We start from the raw sequence: 19,944 nt of genomic DNA on the forward strand, positions 1-19,944 counted from the left end.
CACTCATTATGTCTTCCCGACGAATTTTTTTGCAGCAGGCGGGTTTGGTGGCTTCGTCGCTGGCGTTTTCGCCATTGACGATTGCGCAGTCTCCCAAAAAAGATCGGCTGGGCGTGGCGCTGGTCGGCCTGGGGTATTACAGCACGGACCTGCTGGCTCCGGCTTTGCAACTTACCAAAAATTGCTACCTGGCTGGCATTGTAACCGGAACGCCCTCGAAAGCCGAGCAGTGGATCAAGAAGTACAACATTCCCGAAAAGAATGTGTACAGCTACGACACCTTCGACAAAATTGCGGACAACCCGGATATTGATGTGGTCTACGTGGTTCTGCCCCCGTCGATGCACCGCGAATACGTCATCCGGGCGGCCAAGGCGGGCAAGCACGTCTGGGTCGAAAAGCCGATGGCCATTACGGAGAAGGAATGTCAGGATATGATTGATGCTTGCAGGAAGAACAAGCGGCTGCTGGCCGTTGGGTACCGGCTGCAACACGAACCCAATACGCAGGAGTGGATGAAGTTTCTGCGCGACGGTAAAATCGGCAAGATCAAAATGGTGAGTTGCTCGGCGGGCTATAATGACAACCGGACCACCCACTGGAAGCAGAAAAAGGAAATGGGCGGGGGTGTCATGTACGACATGGGTGTCTACGTTTTGCAGGGCGCACGGCTGGCAACGGGCGAAGAACCGATTTCGGTGACGGCCCAGCAGTTTACGACCCGACCGGAAATCTACAAGAACGGTCTGGACGAAACCACAATGGCGCAACTGGTTTTTCCGAGTGGGGCGCGGGCGGCCGTGCAAACCAGCTTTGGAATCAACATGAACTTTCTGCACGTTACCGGCGAGAAGGGATTCCTGAAAATGGAACCGTATTCGGCCTATAACGGCCAGAAGGGCGAGGCTTCCGGTGGAGTGAAGATTGAACACCCCTATGAGGTGCCCCGGCAGCAGGCCATGCAGATGGACGACGATGCCGCAGCCATCATGAACAACAAACCGCTCATTGCTCCGGGGGAAGAAGGCATGCGCGACATCCGCATTGTCGAAGCGATTTACCGGGCGGCCAAGTCCGGTCAGTCGGTGAAATTGACCTAGTATTACATAGAGAAAAGGAAATCAATGAGTGACGCAGGGGTTGTACGGTATTGTTTTGGTATTCTCTGCGTCATTTTCTGTTTCCTCAACCCCCTTCATTGCCGCGCCCAATCCGACGTATGCATCCTGGCCCCTGGCGAGTCGATGGGCTCCCTTCTGATTACACCCGGAATCGGCTGTTTTCCCCTGAAAATTAAAGCGACCAGTGGGTTGACGGATGTGAAAAACGTCCGATATGTGTACAACTACCAGGGCGGGGCCGTTCAGGAAGCAGACCTGACCAGCGATTCCGTTTATACCTATACCAAGCCCGGTCTATACCGTGTGTTGCAGTACTCCGAGCAGGGGGGGCAGCCACTTCGGGCCTGTGCCATGGTGCTGGTTTACGATACCCTGCCACCCGAGCTGGCGATAACGGGCTGCCTGAACCGGGCGACCGTAAGGATTCCCAGGGCGGCTGAGTATCAGTATGACTGGTATGCCGTTGATTGGGGCGATGGAACGCAGGAACAGCTTGATGGGGTGAACCCGGTGGGCGTGCATACCTACTCCGATGACAGCCAGCGGCTCATTACCGTGCGCGGGGTGCATTTGTATGGAAACTGTGGGGGAACGGCGCAAGTGCGTTTCCGGCCTTCCAGAAAGGCCGACACCCCCGTTATCAATCAGATACGGGCGGTTAGCGCCAAGGGCCTTGAGTTGACGTTTACGAATCCGGGCACCAACCCGGTTTGGCTGGAGCAACGGTCTCCGGGAGGAACGTACCAGCGGATGGAGCGTTTCGACGAGACGTTGAAAGCCGTCTTTCAGGTCGAAGCTGATACGACGGTTTCGGTTTGTTTCCGGCTTGTACTGGCCGACACCTGCCTCCAGGCACCGCCTTCCGCCGAAGTTTGTTATAACCCACCCAGGCCGCCCGATCCGGCTCCGGAACCCGACTCGACGGTTTTCATGCCCGATGCGTTCAGCCCCAACGCCGACGGTATTAACGACCGGTTGCTGCCGCAGGGCTTGCTCAGTGGTCGTCTGCGTCTGACGGTTTACAACCGTTGGGGCGAGGTCGTGTTTCGGTCGGAAGACGCCCGGGAAGGGTGGGACGGCCAGCAACGCGGTCAGCCTTTGCCAGCAGGTGCGTATTTGTACCGACTGGAAATGCAGAAGCCGAACGGTACCCACCAGGAAAAACGAGGAACTGTGATCCTGATTAACTAGCCATCAGGACGTTTGGTGATCTTTGGCCAGCCCAAGGTCCGTCAGTAAACCATCGAGGCTGACGAGGTTCTTTTCCTCCATGTAATCCTGAAGCCCGGCTTCTCCTTTTTTCCCGGCCCAGTCAAAATGAATATCGCGTTCGCCGACGTAATCGAATAGGGGGACGCCAAAACCGCAGGAGGTCTGGACCAGATCGATGTCGGCGACGATAAGCTGACGGGTGCTGGGGTAGATTGTAAACCTGGGTGCATAGCGCGCCCACTCTTCCGTATCCGGTAACACGGCGTGTCCCTTACCGTACAGGCGAAGAATCAGGGGAGCACCTTCAAAGGAACAGAACATGATGGTGATACGACCATTTTCGAGCGTATGCGCGGAGGTTTCGTTGCCGCTGCTGATCAGATCCATATACCCCACTTTGTTTTCATCCAGAAACCGGAAGCAATCCAGTCCTTTGGGCGACAGATTGATGTGTCCGTCGGCACTCAGGGGTGCGGTACTGACAAAAAAGATGTGCTGTTTCTCAATAAAAGCCTGGTGGGCGGGCTTAATGGAATCGTGAAATTTACCCATAATGCGTAAAGATATTGGCCGGAAACTGCGCTAAAGATACCAAAAATACAATTCATTGGGCGGTATCAAAGCAAGCCCGGCTGCCAGTCCGCAGGGCTTAAAGGTACTTTATTGGCCGACCTGCTCGAGTTGTCGGAGGTTGTTTCTGGCTTCTTCGTAATCAGGCTTTAAGAGTACCGCCCGGCGAATGTCGGCCAGCGCCCCGGCCCGGTCGCCGAGGTAAAACCGGTTGACACCCCGGTTGTGCAAAGCCGTCGGATCAGTGGGTTTGTAGCGCAGATACCGTTCGTAATCGGCCAGGGATGCCGCGTATTGTTTGAGTTGCAGGTACGAAAAACCGCGAGCCGTCAGCACCAGCGTATCTTTCCCGGGAGCCAGCGCGAGGGCCTGGTTAAAATCCCGCAGAGCGTCCTCAAACCGGCCAACCTTGTTATAGGTCAGTCCGCGGTTGTAATACACATCACTCTTGCTTGAATCCAGCCGGATGGCCTGACCATACATTTCGAGGGCCTTTGCAAATTCATTTTTCAAACCGTAGGCATTGCCCAGACCTTCGTAGCAATGATACCGGCTGCTTCCGTTAGCCACGGCTGCCTGAAACTGTTGCAGGGCTTCGTCGATGCGGTTCTGCTTGCCGTAATAATCCCCCAATCCTTCGCGCATCTGGTCGTTGTCGGGATAAAATTGCAGGGCGTGGGTCCAGAGCGTTTCGGTGTTTTTCCAGACCTGCACCTGCTGAGTGGTTCGGTAAAAGCACAAAACCGCAAAGAGTCCCAGGCCAATTGTTGCCAGACGCAGGTGCGAAGGCGACTGATGAGTCAGCAGGTAAAAGCCGTATACGACCATAAAGATCAGGCCAAAATAGGAGAGATAGCTGTAGCGGTCGGCCATGATGGCGGCCCCGACGGTCATGAACTGCAACACCAGCAGAATCGTAATCAGAAAGAAACCGATGCCAAACGCTACCAGCCGCTGCCGTTCGGTTTTGGCGGAAACCAGTTGCCAAAGGGCGTAACCGACCACCAGTACAAACACCACCGGCCCCAGCCAATGGTGTGGTTCGATATTCCGGACGTTTTCGGGATAGGGGTAAAACGCCGACAGACGGAACGGAGCCACCAGCCTGACCAGATACATCAGAAAACCGTAGCTGCCGTACACCAGCCACCGGGCCGCAAACGGTTCCTGACCGACAGCATCTTTCTTCTCCGCAATCCGAATCAGCCAACCGTGGAAATCACCCCCGGCCTGTACATCCGTAGCGATCAGACCGACCCAAACCGCTACCAGTAAAAACGGTATTTTTTCGAGCCAAACCGATGGTTTCGTCATTTTCCGGATTCCCTGATCACCGGCTTGCCAGTAATCGATCAGCAACAGGACCAGCGGCAGCACCACAGCCATAGCTTTGGATAAACATGATAGTACAAACAATATAAAGGTTAAAGCAAACCAGCTGAATGCGCCTGATTTCCGATAGCGGAGATAGGTCAGGCAGGCCGACAGAAAAAAGAAGGTATATAGCACATCTTTACGTTCCGAAACCCAGATAACCGACTCGACGTGCATCGGATGCAGGCCCCACAAAGCCGCTACGAAAAGGCCAACCCACCCGTTTTTTCGACTTAACTGGTAAGCCAGAGAAAATACCAGCAGCGTGTTGAGCAGGTGAATAACGGTATTGGTAACGATAAAGGAAGTGGCTCCCGGTCCAGAAAGGGCGGAGTTGGCCGCCAGCGATACCATCGTCAGCGGGTGGTAGTTGAGCGCAACCACCGACTGGAGCAGCGTTCGTACGTGGTCGGCGGTTGGTTCGAGCACGTAGGGATTGCCGAAAACGTATTCTGAATCGTCCCAGTCAACAAAGCCGTTGCCGAAGCCAAACGAAAACGCGATCAGCACGGCCAGCAGCACGGCGGGCAGCCAGACCGGAATGCGCACCCGCAAGCGGTCAGAACCAGCGGTTTGATGGTCGGGTGTGGAGGAGCGGGCCGGAATAGCAACCACCGGCTGCCGGGCGGGCGGGGAAGGGGTCGCCGGGCGGGAAGCCGGGCGCGACCCAACGGGTTTTTGCTTTGCCATAGTGAATCCAAAGTACGGAAAATTTCCGTAAAAGGCGGACCACCGGGCGAAAGTCCCGCTACGGGGCAGACAGCGCGTCGATAAACGTGATTTCTTTGTGGCGGATTACCTCATCGCACTGCGCACAGGCCGTCTGACCCCGCTGACGGAACCACCGGCACCGGCTCCGAATCGGGCAGGCGGGCAGGGACGCTTCGGCCGTTTTTTCCATTTGGTCAATCAGTCGGTCCACCAGTGCGCAGGCTTGTTTGGCATCGCTCCATTGATGGCAACCGTTCTGGATGCATTTCCCGGCAAACCGAAAGCGTTCTTCTGCCGGGCGACCCGCGCGGGCAGCTTGCACAAAAGTGGCATCGATGGTGATGGGGTGCCGCAGGTACGAAATCCGGCCCTCGGCGTTGACAAGGCCAAACAACTGCGCCCCCGGTTTGGCGAGGTAACTCGGGCAAAGAAGCGAGTCTTCCTTGCCCGGTTGCCGCTGTTCAGACGGTGTCATTGCTGAAAAAGCCCCTCCCGGACCAGTTTGAGACGAATGCCGTTGATCAAGTCGCCGGGCCGAATTTTAAGCCTGTCGATTTTAAACCGTTTGGCGAAGGCCAGATCCCCGTTAAGGTCAATGCTGGCAAGCTCTTTCATAACCACTTCCTGAATACCGGATGCGATGCGTTCGTGTTGCTCCCGGGATAGTTCAACGCCCTCCAGCGCGGCCACGAAATGAGCGGCAGAGGTTTCTGGTTTTAGATCCATGATGTAGATAAAGTTAAGGTAATAGACTGATTCAAAGGTAGCTACTGCTGGTGTTAGGCGGTAGAGCAGGACTACGCATTTTGGTGGCTGGGTAGATTTACGGCTGGAAGCGTATTTCTTCGGGGGTAAAACTGGCAATTAAAAAGCCCCGCTTCGGGCGGGGCTTTTTGGGCGAAAGGTGGTTGTTTATTCTTTCACCGGTTGAGCTGGTTTTCCGGGTGAGTTCGTTGGTTTCGGACGTTTTTTTCCGTAGGAACCGCGCCATATTTTGCCGCGTTTGGTTTTGACATCTCCTTTTCCCATGATCAGAAAGATTAGTTTTACAGATGAAACAGATCCCCATTAACGGGTACTTACCAATTAGAAATCATAGTTAATCATTAAATCGAAATAATCAAAGCCGTTGCCGCGCCCATTGGTCGGTTGACGTGTGCTTTCGCCTGATTTACAGCCAGCCAGAATCCAACTTCTAAACATCTGCCGGAGAATTGAGTTAGCCTACAAACAACTGTTAAAAACTAAACGTATGACACGTAATAAAACAGCGTTTTCGGCAACTTCCGGAATCGGGCAGCTTGAACCGGAAGTAAGCGGGTCCAGCCAGATTAACGTCGGTGAAGAAGAACGCGTTTGGTCGACCGTTGCTGGCGGTTTGTTGCTGACATATGGCCTGAAACGGGCTTCCATTGGCGGTATTCTGCTGGCGGCTGCGGGTGGCTATCTGGCTTACCGCGGAATGTCCGGCCATTGTCCCGTTAGCGAGCGAATTGGCCGCAATACCGCCGGCGAACAGGCCGGACCGATTCAGCCCATCGAAATTTCGACCAGTCTGACGGTGTACAAACCGCGTGAAGAAGTGTACCAGTTCTGGCGGAAACTCGAAAACCTGCCCCTGTTTATGTCGCACCTGAAAGAAGTCCGGCAGCTGGATTCGACGCATTCGCACTGGATTGCGCAACTCGGTGAGGGCAAGGTGGCCGAAACCGTGGGCTCGGTGGCCTGGGATGCCCAGATCATTCACGAAACGGCCAACGAACGGCTGGTCTGGAAATCCGTGGAAGGAGCCAGCATCGACAATGCGGGGGAAGTTCGGTTTACGGATTCGCCCGACGGCTTCGGAACCCAGATTCACGCAACCATCCGCTACCGTCCGCCCGTTGGTCACCTCGGTGGGGCCATCATGAAGCTCTTTAACCCGGCTTTTTCTCAACTGATTGAGCAGGACCTGCGACGGTTTAAGGAAGTAATTGAAAAAGGCGAACAAACTACGGTTCAGGCATTTTCTTCCGAGACCGCACAGCTGTAAGACCGAAAAATGAACAATAAATGGTGAGGGGGTAATGGTCTGATAGATAGAGGGTTTGTGCGGTTGTTTTTTGCCGTTCATTATTTATTGTTCATTTTTTTCTTCATATGATAGGGGTAATCCGGCGCATGGCTGTCATTAGGGCGAACAGTAAACAACGCACTAATGGACTTGCAACAATTGGAACGGGAGTTACTCCCGCTGACGGCCTATGCGGCTCCGGTCATTTTCGGTTCCGTGCTGCTGGAGTTCTGGTTGAACCGCCACGATGAAGAACACCGGTACGAAAGCCGGGATTTCTGGTCGTCGGTGGGCATTGGAGCCGGTAGTTTGATCATCAACGGTCTGCTGAAAACCAGCGTTTTCGGGATGGCCCTGTTTTTCTACAAAATCATTCCCTGGCGGATTCCGACGGGGTGGGGGGCCTGGCTGCTGGCGTATCTGATCATCGATTTCTGTAATTATTCGGCTCACTTTACGGCGCACAAGCAGCGCGTCTGGTGGGCCACCCACGTTACGCACCATTCCTCGGAGCACCTCAATTTTTCGACGGCTTTCCGTAATTCGTGGACGCAGCATCTGAAGCTGGTTTTCTTTATTCCGGCCTGGGCGTCGGGCATCAACCCGGTGGTGCTGCTGACCTGCTACCAGATCAATTTGCTGTACCAGTTCTGGATTCATACCGAAATGATTGGCAAGCTGCCGCTCTGGTTTGAGTTTTTCTTCGTGACCCCTTCGCACCACCGGGTTCACCACGGCAGCAACGACCGCTACATCGACAAAAACTTCGGCTCGTCGCTCATCATCTGGGACCGGCTGTTCGGCACCTTTCAGATCGAGGACGAAAAACCGGTCTACGGCTTAACCAAACCGGTTGAATCCTTCAATCCCGTGTACCTGAACTTTCACGTCTGGGCCGACATCTGGCGGGATTTGCGCCGGGCTCGTTCCGTCCGGGCCGTCTGGGTCATTCTTTTTGGTCCGCCCTGAAAGCGGGTTTATGTTTGTTATCCCTCTGAAAACCAATCTCGTCCAGGCAACTTTTTAGCGACTTGATGCATCTTATGTATTGAGCGGCAGTCTATCCATAAGTCTCTTTTATCATGAAAAAATACGTGCTGATTACCGGAGCCAGCGCCGGTTTAGGAAAAGCATTTGCCCTCGAACTGGCCCGGCAGGGGCACCACCTGATTCTGGTGGCCTTACCCCACGAAAATCTGGAAATCCTGGCGCAACACATTCGGATGACCTGCAACGTAAGCGTGTCATACTACGAAACGGACCTGTGCCAGCGTCCCAATATAGAGGCATTGGTGGCCTGGCTTCGGGTTTCCCGGTTCGAGATTTTTTACCTGATCAACAACGCGGGCATCGGTGGTTCACAGGCGTTCGATCAGGCCGATACCGAACGCATCGAGCGCATTCTTCAACTGAACATTATCGGAACTTCGCTGCTGACCCGTCTGGTTCTGCCGTTTCTGACCCGATTTCCGCAGTCGTATATTCTGAATGTGTCGAGCATGGCGGCCTTTTCGCCGATACCGTACAAAACCGTTTATCCAGCTTCCAAGGCGTTTATTTATTCCTTTTCGCTTGGTTTGCGGGCCGAACTCAGCGCACTGGGGGTACAGGTCAGCGTGGTACATCCCGGCCCGATGCCGCACTCGCCCGAAAACCAGGCCCGGCTGCGTAAACACGGTCGGCTGGGCCGAATGGCGACCGTGCCGCTCGACCTGATTGCCCGAACGGCTCTTGAGCGGGTGCAGCAGGGGCAACCGGTCATTATTCCGGGCTGGACCAACAAGGTTGGCTACTGGATGACGCGCTGGATTCCGTGGTCGTGGCGTCAGCCGCTGATGGTATCCATGCTTCGGAAAGAACTCACGTCCACCACCGTATGAAAGTCCTGTTAACTGGTGCCACCGGCCTGTTGGGCGTTCATGTAGCCGGGGAGTTGCTCCGGCAGGGGTACGATGTCAAGGCCGTATACCGTTCGTTTCCCCGGCAAATGGATAAGCTGCCCTGGTTTACCGAAGTGGAGTGGGTGAAAGCCGCCATCACCGAACGGGCTGATCTGGAAAAAGCGGTGGACGATTGCCAGGCTGTTATCCACGCGGCCGCCCGAACGGACCCGTACCCGACCGATCTGGCGGCTTATTACGACGTCAATGTGGGCAGTACGGAGCGTCTTCTGGAAATTGTCCGGAAAAAAGAAGGCGTTCGGCTGGTGTATGTCAGCACGGCTTCCGTTTTCCGGCCTGGCACGTTGACCAATCCGGCTACTGAAGAAAGTCCGTATGCTTTTAACCTGATGGCGTCGGGCTACATTGCAAGCAAGTACGAAGCGCAGCAACGTATAGTATCTGCCGTTCAGCAGGGCGTTGATGCCGTTGTGGTTAATCCGACGTTTATGCTGGGGCCGTACGACTTCAAACCAAGTTCCGGGGCGGTGATCCGGTATGTGTTGCAAAACCGGGCCGTTTTTTATCCGGGCGGGGGTGGCAAAAGCTTTGTCGATGTCCGCGATGCCGCCCGGGCGACGGTCAATGCGTTGCGAATGGGCCGGACGGGGGAGAGCTATTTGCTGGCGAGTGAAAACATACCGTATGACCGTTTTTTTCCATTGCTGGCTCAGTTGTCCGGGCGGAAAAAAAGCCTGTTCCGGATGCCCGTACCGTTGATTCAGATGGCGGGTGGGCTGGGTTCGTTTGGGGAGCGGGTATTTCGGCGTGGGTTTCCCATGAACCGGATTAACGCAACGCTAGTAACCCAGGAAAATTATTATTCCGGTGAAAAAGCCCGAAGCGAGTTGAAGATGCCCGCATCGCCGGTTAGCCGGGCAATTGAGGAGGCTATGCAGTGGTTTGGTGCGTAACGGAACAACGGATGAATAACGTCGGCTCGCCGTTCCAGCCCAACCATATTCCCCGCAACCGGGCTTTGTGCGTACTGAAAATTTCTGTAGCGTAAACAGCAGAAGACAGCAGGAAATAAAAAGCGTCTATGTCAGGATCTTCATTCTGACATAGACGCCATAGACGCTGAAAACTTTGTTTTATTTATATTTATACAACGCTTCCCGTTGTGCTTTTACATTCTCATCGGCCAGGTATTCGTCGTAGGTCATCAGTTTATCGAGGTGACCGTTCGGCGCGATTTCAATGATGCGGTTGGCGATGGTTTGCGCAAACTGGTGATCGTGCGAAGTAAACAAAACCGGCCCCTTGAAATCGATCAGACCGTTGTTGAGGGCCGTAATGGACTCCAGATCAAGGTGGTTGGTGGGTTCGTCCAGGACGAGCAGGTTCGCACCCGAAAGCATCACTTTCGACAGCATACACCGCACTTTTTCGCCACCGGACAAAACCGTCGATTTCTTCAGCGACTCTTCACCCGAGAACAGCATTCGACCCAGGAAGCCCCGGATGAAGCTTTCGTCTTTCTCCACCGAAAACTGCCGCAGCCAGTCCACCAGATTCAGATCGTTCTGGAAAAACTTGTCACGGCCCGTGTCGTTCGGGAAGTAGGAGGGCGTAATCGTAACCCCCCATTTAAACTCTCCTTTATCGGCCTTGCGCTCACCCGCCAGAATGTCGAACAGGGCGGTTACGGCCAGACCGTCGCGGCTGAACAGGAAAATCTTGTCGCCTTTCCGCATCGAGAACGACAGGTTATCGAACAGCTTAACGCCCTCGTCGCTCGTGTAGCTCAGTCCTTCGACGCTCAGAATCTGGTCGCCCGGTTCGCGCTCCGGTTTGAAGTTGATGTAGGGGTACTTCCGGGACGAAGGCGCAATATCGTCGATGGTCAGTTTTTCCAGCAACTTGGCGCGGCTGGTGGCCTGTTTCGACTTGGATGCATTGGCCGAGAAGCGACGGATGAATTCTTCGAGTTCTTTCCGCTTATCTTCCGTCCGTTTGTTCTGATCCTGCCGTTGTTTCAGGGCCAGCTGGCTCGATTCGTACCAGAAGGTGTAGTTACCGGTATACAGCTTAACTTTTGAGAAGTCAATATCGACAATGTTTGTGCAGACCTGGTCCAGAAAGTGCCGGTCGTGGGACACCACGATGACGGTATTCTGGAAGTTAGCCAGGAAGTTTTCCAGCCACAGGCTCGATTCCACGTCGAGGTTGTTGGTCGGTTCGTCCAGCAGCAGGATGTCGGGGTTACCAAACAGCGCCTGTGCCAGCAGCACCCGCACTTTTTCCGAACCGTTGAGGTCGGCCATCTGGGTGTAATGCAGGTCTTCCTTAATGCCCAGACCACTCAGCAGGCTGGCCGCATCCGATTCGGCATCCCAGCCGTTCATCTCGGCAAATTCGGCTTCGAGGTTGGCGGCCCGTTCGCCGTCGGCATCCGTGAAGTCGGCTTTGGCGTAGAGCGCATCTTTTTCCTGCATGATGTCATACAGGCGTTTGTTGCCCATGATGACGGTTTGCAACACCGGAAATTCATCGTAGGCAAACTGGTTCTGATTCAGGACCGAAAGCCGTTCGCCCGGTGAGATGACAACCGAACCCGTCTGCGGTTCGATATCGCCCGACAGAATTTTGAGGAACGTTGATTTACCGGCTCCGTTGGCACCAATGACACCATAACAGTTACCCGGTGTGAATTTTATATTGACGTCGTCAAACAAAACCCGCTTGCCGTAGCGGAGCGAGACGTTTTGTACTGAAATCATTCGCTGGTTCTCCTTATTGAAATGAAGCTGCATTGAAATGAAGCTGCAAAGGTACGGAAAGCTGGCCGTTTTTGCCATGTAAAAAGAAAGGAATAACAAAAACCCCGACAGGAGCGGTGGCGCTGCCGGGGTTGCGTACCAATTTGATTTGTATTTTGCCCAATAAAGTGTTGTCGGGAAACGGCAGATCGGAATTAGTCGCGCTCGATCTTGCTGGCCCCGCTGGCGTTCTGGTTGACCTTGGCCGGATTACCGCGGTACCGGATTTTGCTGGCCCCACTGGCTTCCGCCACCAGCGATTGGGTGGCGGTAATTTCGGCGTGGCTGGCCCCCGAGGTCTTCACGTTTACCTCACTGGCCGCGTAATAAAAGGCCTGAACGTTGGATGCGCCCGACGCATCGACCAGTAATTCATCGATTCGGCCCGTTACCGTATCATCGCCGGTAGTTACTTGCGGGGCTTTCAGTTCCAGTTTTGAGCCACCGGATAGCTGGACGTTTGTACGGGATGCAAGCCCCTCAAAAGTTGTGTGTGTACCGCCGGAAAGATCGAGATCCAGACTGGCCGCGTTGGCAAACCCTTTGAGTGTGGCATGTACTCCGCCCGAAAACTTGACCGCGCGCAGCGTCGGCATGGTAATCGTGAAGGTCGTCGCGAATTTACGGTTGCGGTACGTACGGTATTCGGCCGTCAGCGTACCGTTGCGCACCACCACATCCAGATCGTCCAGGTTGCGCTGGTCGCCTTTGGCAACGATGCTGAAAGTGGCGCCGGGCTGTACATTGACATCAAAACCGCTGCCCATGTCGAGCCGGTCGAAGCCGGTCAGGGCGAAGGTTTGCTGCCCTTCCTGCAATGGCCCAACATCTTCCCGGTTGCAACTGGTTAATAGAGCGGCAAAAACCGTCAGGCTGGCGAAGAAAAACTGGATTCGTTTCATGGTATTTGTTGTTTGTCGTGCCGCAAAATTGGCCGCAGACTCGTTATTGGCCAAGTTTTTATCGACTCAACTGGCGATTTCCGATGCTGAACCGTATTATAGCGTATCTAAACCATACCGTTCAATCACCTTTCGCCCATGACGCATCGCTCCTTTTTGCCGTTTTTTGCGCTGCTTTTCTGGTTTACCGCCCACGCCCAGTCGCCCTACAAACCGTGGATGATTGGCGAGTTTGCCAAACAGAATGCGGCCAACCCGGTTCTGGATGCCCGGAATACGAGTACGTTTGCCTGCCCGGTGCGGAAAGAAACCGTGCGTTGGGAAGAGAAGGACGTGTTTAATCCGGCGGTGGTGGTCAGAAAAGGCAAAATTCACATGATTTACCGCGCCGAAGATACCGTTGGCAAACACGCCGGAACCTCGCGGCTCGGACTGGCAACGAGCACCGACGGCCTGCATTTCAAACGACGTCCGCAACCGGTTTTTTATCCCGATAACGACGCCATGAAACAGTACGAATGGGAGGGCGGCTGCGAAGACCCGCGCATTGTCGAAAGCCCGGGCCGGGTGTACGTGATGACCTACACATCCTACGACGGCGACAAAGCCCGGCTTTGCGTGGCTACTTCCCGGAACCTGATAAACTGGAAAAAGCAGGGGCTGGCGTTTGACGATCTGAAATACCGCAACGAATGGTCGAAATCGGGTTCGATTGTGTGCAAACGGATTGGCAGTCGGATAGTCGCCCAGAAGATCAACGGCAAATACTGGATGTACTGGGGCGATCAGCCGCAGCTTTACTGCGCATCGTCGCCGGACCTGATTCACTGGACGCCGGTGGAAACGCCGAACGGCAAACTCTACGCGGTGGCCGAACGACGCAAAGAGAAGCACGATTCCCGGTTGCTGGAACCCGGCCCGCCCGCGCTCATCACCCCCAACGGTATTGTTCTGCTCTACAACGGTATGAACCTGCCCAAAGACGGCGACCCCAATCTGCCCGAAGGAACCTATGCCGCCGGACAGTTGCTGTTTGATGCCAACGATCCGACTAAATTGATCGACCGTTCGGAGACGTATTTCATGAAGCCCGATCAGCCGTATGAGATTGTCGGTCAGGTTAATAACGTCTGTTTTATCGAAGGTCTCGTTCCGTACAAAGGCCGCTGGTTTTTATATTACGGAACCGCCGATTCCAAAATTGCCGTGGCGACGGCGGAGATAAAACCCTAATACCGCTGCCCATTTGAAAAGGGACCTGATCCGGAAAAACGGGAAACGCCCGGTCGGCTCCGGTATTCAATTCAGGGCAGCAATCCGACATTCTGGTTCTTACTTTTCGCAAATCAATCGGTTTTTCATCGGTTCGGAGCGGTCTCGATGCCATTTTTGCCCCGGCAACAAATACATCTACGCTGAAAAAGAACCATGATTAACGTATTGCGCTACGGAATAGCCGGATGGCTATTGATTTGCAGTTTGAATGCCTGTCGTCCTGACCAGAACGACCCCGGGCCTGTAAAACCCGGTACCGAACAGCCCCAGGAGTCGGGCGATGTAACCGAAGTAGGGCAGCCCCAGGGCGTCGCCGTCAGCAAACTCATCGGACCCGAGGGGGGCACGCTGGCTACCACGGATGGGCGGGTGCAACTGACCATTCCGGCCGGGGCGGTGGATAAGGCTACGACCATTTCCATTCAGCCCATTAGCAATCATACGCCCAGCGGTGTGGGGGCATCGTATCGGTTTCTGCCCGATGGACTCCAGTTTAGCAAACCGGCGGTTTTGACGTTTCAATACACGGATTCTGACGTAAAAGACAGCGATCCATCGGCCCTGGGAATTGCCTATCAGCGAACAAATAAAATCTGGTATGCCGTTCCCGGAAAACAGGTTGATAAGCAGAAACGGGAGGTGTCGGTATCGATGCCCCACTTCAGCGACTGGAGTTTGTTTGAAGAGTTTTACCTCACTACCCAGGCCGGAAACAACGTTGGCTTTCTGAATTATGGGGAGTCCGTAACCCTCGAAATTGTTCAAATCGCTCCGTTAACCGGAAAAGGTGAGGAACCGCTGATCATAAAAATAACGGGTGGGCCGACGAATTCCGGTTTGAAATGGTCGTTGATCGGGGACGGCAATCTGACCCCGCAGACCTACACGGCCACCTACACCGCCCCGCGTTCAATGCCGAAGCAGAACCCGGTGACGGTTTCCGTTGAGCTGACGTTTACCAACAGCCCGGCCAAACTGATTCTGGTGCGGGAGTTTTTTATCGGTCCCGGTTACGTCAAAATCAACTTTCTGGGGCAGGAGCGCATCTACACCCTGGGCGTCTTCCTGGACGATGAAGAACCGGAATATTCGGCCATTGTGGGCGGAACACCTTCGGAAATGTTCAGCATCAATTTCAGCAACGGGAAGGAGGGGAGCGTGCTGCGGTTTCACGATGAGGCAGAGTCGGGAAAATGCCGCGTCAATTTTGAGTACAACAACGGCAAGCAATACGACTCCGGACACGACTGGTGTAACGGCGAGGATATGATTGCCAACGGACAGGTCGTATTGGAACGATACGAGCCGGGTAAATTTGTAAAAGGCACCATCTCGGGCAATCTGATTGATTACGAGGACCTGTGTACCAAATCAGGCCCGCCCATCACCGGAGAGTTTTTCGTCAGGGCCATGCCGAAGTAGGCCAACAGCGCCCGCAATGGCGTAAAAGGCTAACCGAAAACGTGACAAAATAGCGCAGCTACAACGTTTCCGGTTAGCCTTTATTGATTTTAATCAAACGCTTCAATCGATCCTTTTCCCGCATCCAGCCGCAGCACCTGCGTAACGCACCGGGGGATTTCTTCAGCATAGTGCGACACGTACAGCAACGTCCGGTCGGACGACTGGCACAGTTCATCGACCAGATCCCGGAAGCGGATGATGTGGGCCGGGTCGAGGTTCTGGCAGGGCTCGTCCAGCACCAGCAGGGGCGGGTTTTTTACCAGTGCCCGGGCCAGTAGCACCCAGCGTTGTTCGCCCGTTGAGAGTTGTGAAAGCCGTTTGTCGCGCAGGTGCTGAATCCGCAGCAAATCCAGCATGAAATCAATTTGTTCGGTTTGCTCCGGCGTCGTTTTGCGAAACAGGCCCGCCGTATCGAACAGCCCCGATGCGACTACTTTCCAGACCGATTGTTCGCGGGGAAAATACAGGTGCAGTTCGGGCGACACAAAACCAATGTTGCGTTTGATGTCCCAGATGCTTTCACCGGACCCCCGTTTGCGGTCAAATAATTCGTAATCATTGCGGTATCCCTGCGGGTTGTCGGCGGTAATCAGGCTCAGGAGCGTCGATTTGCCCGAACCGTTCGGCCCCAGAACGGCCCATTTGTCGCCCCGGCGTACCTGCCAGTTGATGTCTTCCAAAACCGTCTTTTCGCCATAATTTACCGTTACATTCCGCATCCGGATGGCATACTCGAACGCGCTGGCCGAGGTGTTCAGCCAGCGGGGGAGCAGGGCCGGATCGGTAAGGGTTTCGGGGGCCGATTCGGACAGGGCGGGCCTGTCTGCTTTCGGTCCCTGCCAGTTGATTTGTCCGTCGGCCAGTTCCGCAACGTGCGTAATGCAGTCGGGAATTTCGCGGGGTGTGGTTGCCAGCACCAGCGTTGTGCCTTCGGCAGCAATGCGGTTCAGAATACCGTGTAACCGCTCCCGGCTGGCTACATCCAGCCCACCAAACGGGTTATCGAGCAGCAGGATTTTGGGCCGGCGCAGCAGCGAACGCGCCAGCAACGTCCGGCGGGTTTCGCCGTTGGAGAGCGAGGTGAGCCGCCGGTTCATCAGGTGCGTGATGTGTACCCACTCCGCCACTTCGGCCAGCCACGCTTCCGGGTACGCCGGGGGCGGCAGCGTGACAGACTGGGCGTCGATGGTTCCCGTGGGTTTGATCTGATTCTGCAATACCTCCCAGACCGTCGGGGCTTCTTCGGCGGCATCGGCGTTAAACCGCTGCTGGTAAAACTGGGCCGACGACGCCACTTTCCGGTCAAACTGATAGTCATTGGCAACCTGTTCGACGGCTTCGCGCAACGGTCCGACCGGGTGCCGGTACTGACCGTCTGCCACCGGAATCCGCCCGCTCAGCGCATCCAGCAGCGAGCTTTTGCCGGAGCCGGTTGCTCCCAGAACGGCCCAGTTTTCGCCCGCCCGGAGCGACCAGTCGAGGTGTTGCAGAACAAGGCCGGTGGGTCGGCGAACGGTAGCATTTTGCAGGGAAAGTAAAGGAGTAACGGTCATTGACGATCATTTTGAACCCCCAAACTTAGCAAGACCGGTAAAAAATCAGACCGTCGATTTGGATTTATCTTTTGCGCGGGCGGTTTTTTTCCGGGAACGAGTCGGTACCGTGGCCTTTTCTAAAACCTCGGCTTCGCGCAGGCCACCCCGGTTTTGGGCCTTGACCAACGGTACCGGAAGGGCCGACAGCAGCACCTCGTCGAACCGGCGGGCCATGTCGGCAATGGTCTGGGCTTTGTCCGAACCGTTAATAATAGAACGGGCTTTTTCGTATTCGGGCGGCTGGTTGTCCCGGATGAACTGATCGAGCCGTCTGCCGGTAAACCAGCCTTCTTTCATGCCTTGTACGGCAATTCGATAGGCCAGGGGCGGATTTTTGGCCAAAGCCGGATCGCCGGTCAGATCGACGTTCAGAAAGCTACCCGCCCGCCGGTAATTGGCCCGACCCGTCAGCTGCACATAGCCCCGGCCTTTGAACCGGGCACCGTCGCCGGGCTCGGTATTGCCCAGCACTTTCCCCACTTTGGTTTGCGGTCCATAAAGTCTGTTGAACCGTTCGATGGTGCCAAATTCATCGATGGGCTCCATCGTGTGCGCGGTTTCCCATTTGAAGGTTGCCAGACAGTAGGCCAGTTGCCGACGGTCTTTTTCCGAGTTGGTAAAGCGATCATCCTGCTCGATCTGGTCGATCAGAAAATCGAGGGCGTCCACCAGCGGCTGCGTCAGCTTACCGAAGCGGTTGCGGTACGTGTCGAAGAATTTTTTTCGGTCGAAGGATAACATGGCGGTTGAAAGAATAGAGATTGGTAACGTCATACAAAAGGTAGCAGGAAACAAAGTTTGAATTGTAATCCTTTTATTTTTCGGTAGTTGCGTTTTCGTTACCGGCATCTCCCCGATAAACTCTGATCCGCTCTGATCAACTCTGTGCAACAACCCTTATTTTTGATTAAACTTTTATGATTCCTAAACTCCATGACCATTCGACTTCCCATTCTTGCCACGCTTCTGGTCAGCACGATAAACCTTGCTACCCACGCGCAAGTCCCCGTCCGGCGGTTTGAACCCGTTAGTTTTTCGCAGGTTACCGTCACCGACCACTTCTGGCGGCCAAAACTCGATAAAGTAGCCACGGCAACCCTGCAAGCCTGCATTGTGCAGACGGAGCAGAAGTCGGGGCGCATCCGGAATTTTGAGAAGGTGCAGCGCGGAAAACACGAAAAACACGAAGGCATTTATTACGACGACAGCGACGTGTACAAAGCCCTCGAAGCCATCGCTTACTCGCTGAAAAACCGCCCGGATGCCGAACTGGAAAAGAAAGCCGACGAGTGGATCGACAAGATTGCAGCCGCCCAGCAACCCGACGGTTATCTGAATACGTATTACACGCTCGTGGGGCTGGACAAACGCTGGACCGATATGGAAAAGCACGAAGATTATTGCGCCGGTCACCTCATCGAAGCCGCCGTGGCGTATTACAACACCACCGGCAAACGCAAGCTGCTAGATGTGGCCATCCGGTTTGCCGATCACATCGACGCGACGTTCCGGCAGGCGAACCGCCCCTGGGTGACAGGGCACCAGGAGATTGAACTGGCCCTGATGAAGCTCTACCACCAGACCCGAAACGACCGCTACCTGAAACTGGCCGACTGGTTTCTGGACCAGCGCGGGCGGGGTTTTGGCAAAGGCAAAATCTGGGACGACTGGAAAAATCCGGATTACTGCCAGGACGGTCTGCCGGTCAAAGCGCAGAAGGAAATCACCGGCCATGCCGTACGGGCCATGTATCTCTACACCGGGGCCGCCGACGTGGCCGCTACCACCCAGGACGCTGGTTATATGAACGCCATGAAAACCGTCTGGGAAGATGTGGTGTACCGCAATATGTACATCACGGGCGGTATTGGTTCGTCGGGGAAAAATGAAGGGTTTTCGGTGGATTATGACCTGCCCAACGAATCGGCTTACTGCGAAACCTGCGCGTCGGTCGGGATGGTGTTCTGGAACCAGCGCATGAACCTGCTCACCGGTGAGGCTAAGTACATCGACGTGCTGGAACGGAGCCTGTACAATGGGGCGCTGGACGGCCTGAGCCTGAGCGGGGACCGGTTTTTCTACGGCAATCCGCTGGCATCCAGTGGCAACAATGCCCGGAGTGAGTGGTTCGGAACGGCCTGCTGCCCCTCGAACATCGCCCGGCTGGTGGCTTCGCTCGGGGACTATATTTACGGCAAAAACGACTCCGGTATCTGGGTCAATCTGTACATCGGCAGCAACACAACCCTTAAAATTGGCAAAACCGATGTACCTCTTCAGATGGAAACCAATTATCCGTGGGAGGGTAGTGTGCGGCTGACGGTCAACCCGGCCAGAAAGACGCCGTATGCGCTCCGTTTGCGGATTCCGGGTTGGGTGAGCAACGTGCCCGTGCCGGGCGATCTGTACCGGTTTGCGGACGAAAGCAAAGCCGCCTTTACCATTAAACTCAACGGAAAACCGGTTGAGTACAAGGAAGAAAACGGGTATGCCGTCATCAGCCGGACCTGGCAGAAAGGCGACGTAATTGAGTTAAACCTGCCGATGGAGGTAAAACGCGTGGCCGCCCGCAAAGAACTCGTAGCCGCCAACGACCGGGTGGCCATTCAGCGCGGGCCGCTGGTCTACTGCGTGGAGGGAGCCGATAACAACGGCCAGGCCTGGAACCTGCTGGTACCCGATCAAACGACGTTTACGACCCAGGCGTATCAGGTCCTTACCGAACCCGTTGTGGCTATTCAGGCAAACCTGCCGGTAGTCGGGCCGTCGGCGGATGGGACGAGTGTGGTTACCGAAAAGAAAACCGTCACGGCAATTCCCTATTACGTGTGGGCCAACCGGGGCAAAAGTCCGATGCAGGTCTGGCTGCCCACGAAAGCCAAACAGGTGAAACTGGTGGACTAAGGAATCAGGACAGGTAGAGACGTACTAAAAAACCGGCCTTGCTCAAGGCCGGTTTTTTAGT

At 55.0% G+C, this 19,944-nt stretch carries 18 protein-coding genes; 9 read left to right on the forward strand and 9 right to left on the reverse strand.

Going from position 1 to position 19,944, the window contains the following annotated elements:
- Window positions 1-8: 8 nt before the first annotated feature.
- Entirely contained in the window at window positions 9-1,100 is a 1,092-nt protein-coding gene (locus tag LX87_RS24020; RefSeq protein WP_111630850.1) for a Gfo/Idh/MocA family protein, read from the forward strand.
- Window positions 1,101-1,124: 24 nt separating this feature from the next.
- Entirely contained in the window at window positions 1,125-2,312 is a 1,188-nt protein-coding gene (locus tag LX87_RS24025) for a T9SS type B sorting domain-containing protein (RefSeq protein WP_111630851.1), read from the forward strand.
- A gap of 3 nt (window positions 2,313-2,315) precedes the next feature.
- On the opposite strand, the gene LX87_RS24030 is transcribed toward LX87_RS24025, so the two are convergent.
- From LX87_RS24030 to LX87_RS24050, 5 genes are all read right to left on the reverse strand, one after another.
- Window positions 2,316-2,885 (reverse strand): pyridoxamine 5'-phosphate oxidase family protein, encoded by a 570-nt coding sequence (locus LX87_RS24030; protein ID WP_111630852.1) that lies wholly within the window; start codon window positions 2,883-2,885, stop codon window positions 2,316-2,318.
- A gap of 108 nt (window positions 2,886-2,993) precedes the next feature.
- Entirely contained in the window at window positions 2,994-4,967 is a 1,974-nt protein-coding gene (locus LX87_RS24035) for a tetratricopeptide repeat protein (RefSeq protein WP_111630853.1), read from the reverse strand.
- A 58-nt stretch (window positions 4,968-5,025) separates the two neighbouring features.
- Entirely contained in the window at window positions 5,026-5,463 is a 438-nt protein-coding gene (locus LX87_RS24040) for a hypothetical protein (protein ID WP_111630854.1), read from the reverse strand.
- Window positions 5,460-5,714, reverse strand: a complete 255-nt coding sequence (locus LX87_RS24045; protein ID WP_111630855.1) for a hypothetical protein — start codon at window positions 5,712-5,714, stop codon at window positions 5,460-5,462. The genes LX87_RS24040 and LX87_RS24045 overlap by 4 nt, the downstream gene beginning before the upstream one ends.
- 186 nt (window positions 5,715-5,900) lie before the next feature.
- Window positions 5,901-6,017 (reverse strand): 30S ribosomal protein THX, encoded by a 117-nt coding sequence (locus tag LX87_RS24050; RefSeq protein ID WP_111630856.1) that lies wholly within the window; start codon window positions 6,015-6,017, stop codon window positions 5,901-5,903.
- A 223-nt stretch (window positions 6,018-6,240) separates the two neighbouring features.
- Here LX87_RS24050 and LX87_RS24055 point away from each other — a divergent pair, with 223 nt between their 5' ends.
- From LX87_RS24055 to LX87_RS24070, 4 genes are all read left to right on the forward strand, one after another.
- Entirely contained in the window at window positions 6,241-7,020 is a 780-nt protein-coding gene (locus LX87_RS24055) for an SRPBCC family protein (protein ID WP_111630857.1), read from the forward strand.
- Window positions 7,021-7,185: 165 nt separating this feature from the next.
- Window positions 7,186-8,010, forward strand: coding sequence for a sterol desaturase family protein (locus tag LX87_RS24060; RefSeq protein ID WP_111630858.1), 825 nt, complete (start codon window positions 7,186-7,188; stop codon window positions 8,008-8,010).
- A 113-nt stretch (window positions 8,011-8,123) separates the two neighbouring features.
- The gene (locus LX87_RS24065) at window positions 8,124-8,921 is read left to right on the forward strand and encodes an SDR family NAD(P)-dependent oxidoreductase (protein WP_111630859.1); all 798 of its coding nucleotides are present in this window, start codon (window positions 8,124-8,126) and stop codon (window positions 8,919-8,921) included.
- Window positions 8,918-9,895: an NAD-dependent epimerase/dehydratase family protein gene (locus LX87_RS24070; protein WP_111630860.1), complete on the forward strand. Its 978-nt coding sequence runs from the start codon at window positions 8,918-8,920 to the stop codon at window positions 9,893-9,895. Before LX87_RS24065 ends, LX87_RS24070 begins: the two co-directional genes overlap by 4 nt.
- Window positions 9,896-10,075: 180 nt before the next feature.
- Here the strand turns inward: LX87_RS24070 and LX87_RS24075 are convergent, their stop codons facing one another.
- Window positions 10,076-11,704, reverse strand: coding sequence for an ABC-F family ATP-binding cassette domain-containing protein (locus LX87_RS24075; protein WP_111631040.1), 1,629 nt, complete (start codon window positions 11,702-11,704; stop codon window positions 10,076-10,078).
- 194 nt (window positions 11,705-11,898) lie between these two features.
- Window positions 11,899-12,645: a head GIN domain-containing protein gene (locus LX87_RS24080; RefSeq protein ID WP_111630861.1), complete on the reverse strand. Its 747-nt coding sequence runs from the start codon at window positions 12,643-12,645 to the stop codon at window positions 11,899-11,901.
- A 138-nt stretch (window positions 12,646-12,783) separates the two neighbouring features.
- On the opposite strand from LX87_RS24080, the gene LX87_RS24085 reads away from it, so the two are divergent.
- Window positions 12,784-13,878, forward strand: a complete 1,095-nt coding sequence (locus tag LX87_RS24085) for a glycoside hydrolase family 130 protein (RefSeq protein WP_111630862.1) — start codon at window positions 12,784-12,786, stop codon at window positions 13,876-13,878.
- A gap of 195 nt (window positions 13,879-14,073) precedes the next feature.
- The gene (locus LX87_RS24090; protein ID WP_211325370.1) at window positions 14,074-15,342 is read left to right on the forward strand and encodes a hypothetical protein; all 1,269 of its coding nucleotides are present in this window, start codon (window positions 14,074-14,076) and stop codon (window positions 15,340-15,342) included.
- An 89-nt stretch (window positions 15,343-15,431) separates the two neighbouring features.
- Here LX87_RS24090 and LX87_RS24095 read toward each other — a convergent pair whose 3' ends face one another.
- Complete coding sequence (locus LX87_RS24095; protein WP_111630863.1) at window positions 15,432-16,937, reverse strand: ATP-binding cassette domain-containing protein; 1,506 nt, start codon at window positions 16,935-16,937, stop codon at window positions 15,432-15,434.
- A gap of 45 nt (window positions 16,938-16,982) precedes the next feature.
- Window positions 16,983-17,720 (reverse strand): hypothetical protein, encoded by a 738-nt coding sequence (locus LX87_RS24100; RefSeq protein ID WP_111630864.1) that lies wholly within the window; start codon window positions 17,718-17,720, stop codon window positions 16,983-16,985.
- A gap of 192 nt (window positions 17,721-17,912) precedes the next feature.
- Between LX87_RS24100 and LX87_RS24105 the strand changes: the two genes are divergently transcribed.
- Window positions 17,913-19,883, forward strand: coding sequence for a glycoside hydrolase family 127 protein (locus tag LX87_RS24105; protein WP_111630865.1), 1,971 nt, complete (start codon window positions 17,913-17,915; stop codon window positions 19,881-19,883).
- Window positions 19,884-19,944 lie beyond the last annotated feature (61 nt).

The organism is Larkinella arboricola (assembly GCF_003259745.1).
GTDB classification, from domain to species: Bacteria; Bacteroidota; Bacteroidia; order Cytophagales; family Spirosomataceae; genus Larkinella; species Larkinella arboricola.

Excerpts from the sequence above, each read along its gene's own strand:
- LX87_RS24020 (WP_111630850.1), top strand. The coding sequence starts at position 9 with ATGTCTTCCCGACGAATTTTTTTGCAGCAGGCGGGTTTGGTGGCTTCG.
- LX87_RS24025 (WP_111630851.1), top strand. The coding sequence starts at position 1,125 with ATGAGTGACGCAGGGGTTGTACGGTATTGTTTTGGTATTCTCTGCGTC.
- LX87_RS24030 (WP_111630852.1), bottom strand. The coding sequence starts at position 2,885 with ATGGGTAAATTTCACGATTCCATTAAGCCCGCCCACCAGGCTTTTATT.
- LX87_RS24035 (WP_111630853.1), bottom strand. The coding sequence starts at position 4,967 with ATGGCAAAGCAAAAACCCGTTGGGTCGCGCCCGGCTTCCCGCCCGGCG.
- LX87_RS24040 (WP_111630854.1), bottom strand. The coding sequence starts at position 5,463 with ATGACACCGTCTGAACAGCGGCAACCGGGCAAGGAAGACTCGCTTCTT.
- LX87_RS24045 (WP_111630855.1), bottom strand. The coding sequence starts at position 5,714 with ATGGATCTAAAACCAGAAACCTCTGCCGCTCATTTCGTGGCCGCGCTG.
- LX87_RS24050 (WP_111630856.1), bottom strand. The coding sequence starts at position 6,017 with ATGGGAAAAGGAGATGTCAAAACCAAACGCGGCAAAATATGGCGCGGT.
- LX87_RS24055 (WP_111630857.1), top strand. The coding sequence starts at position 6,241 with ATGACACGTAATAAAACAGCGTTTTCGGCAACTTCCGGAATCGGGCAG.
- LX87_RS24060 (WP_111630858.1), top strand. The coding sequence starts at position 7,186 with ATGGACTTGCAACAATTGGAACGGGAGTTACTCCCGCTGACGGCCTAT.
- LX87_RS24065 (WP_111630859.1), top strand. The coding sequence starts at position 8,124 with ATGAAAAAATACGTGCTGATTACCGGAGCCAGCGCCGGTTTAGGAAAA.
- LX87_RS24070 (WP_111630860.1), top strand. The coding sequence starts at position 8,918 with ATGAAAGTCCTGTTAACTGGTGCCACCGGCCTGTTGGGCGTTCATGTA.
- LX87_RS24075 (WP_111631040.1), bottom strand. The coding sequence starts at position 11,704 with ATGATTTCAGTACAAAACGTCTCGCTCCGCTACGGCAAGCGGGTTTTG.
- LX87_RS24080 (WP_111630861.1), bottom strand. The coding sequence starts at position 12,645 with ATGAAACGAATCCAGTTTTTCTTCGCCAGCCTGACGGTTTTTGCCGCT.
- LX87_RS24085 (WP_111630862.1), top strand. The coding sequence starts at position 12,784 with ATGACGCATCGCTCCTTTTTGCCGTTTTTTGCGCTGCTTTTCTGGTTT.
- LX87_RS24090 (WP_211325370.1), top strand. The coding sequence starts at position 14,074 with ATGATTAACGTATTGCGCTACGGAATAGCCGGATGGCTATTGATTTGC.
- LX87_RS24095 (WP_111630863.1), bottom strand. The coding sequence starts at position 16,937 with ATGACCGTTACTCCTTTACTTTCCCTGCAAAATGCTACCGTTCGCCGA.
- LX87_RS24100 (WP_111630864.1), bottom strand. The coding sequence starts at position 17,720 with ATGTTATCCTTCGACCGAAAAAAATTCTTCGACACGTACCGCAACCGC.
- LX87_RS24105 (WP_111630865.1), top strand. The coding sequence starts at position 17,913 with ATGACCATTCGACTTCCCATTCTTGCCACGCTTCTGGTCAGCACGATA.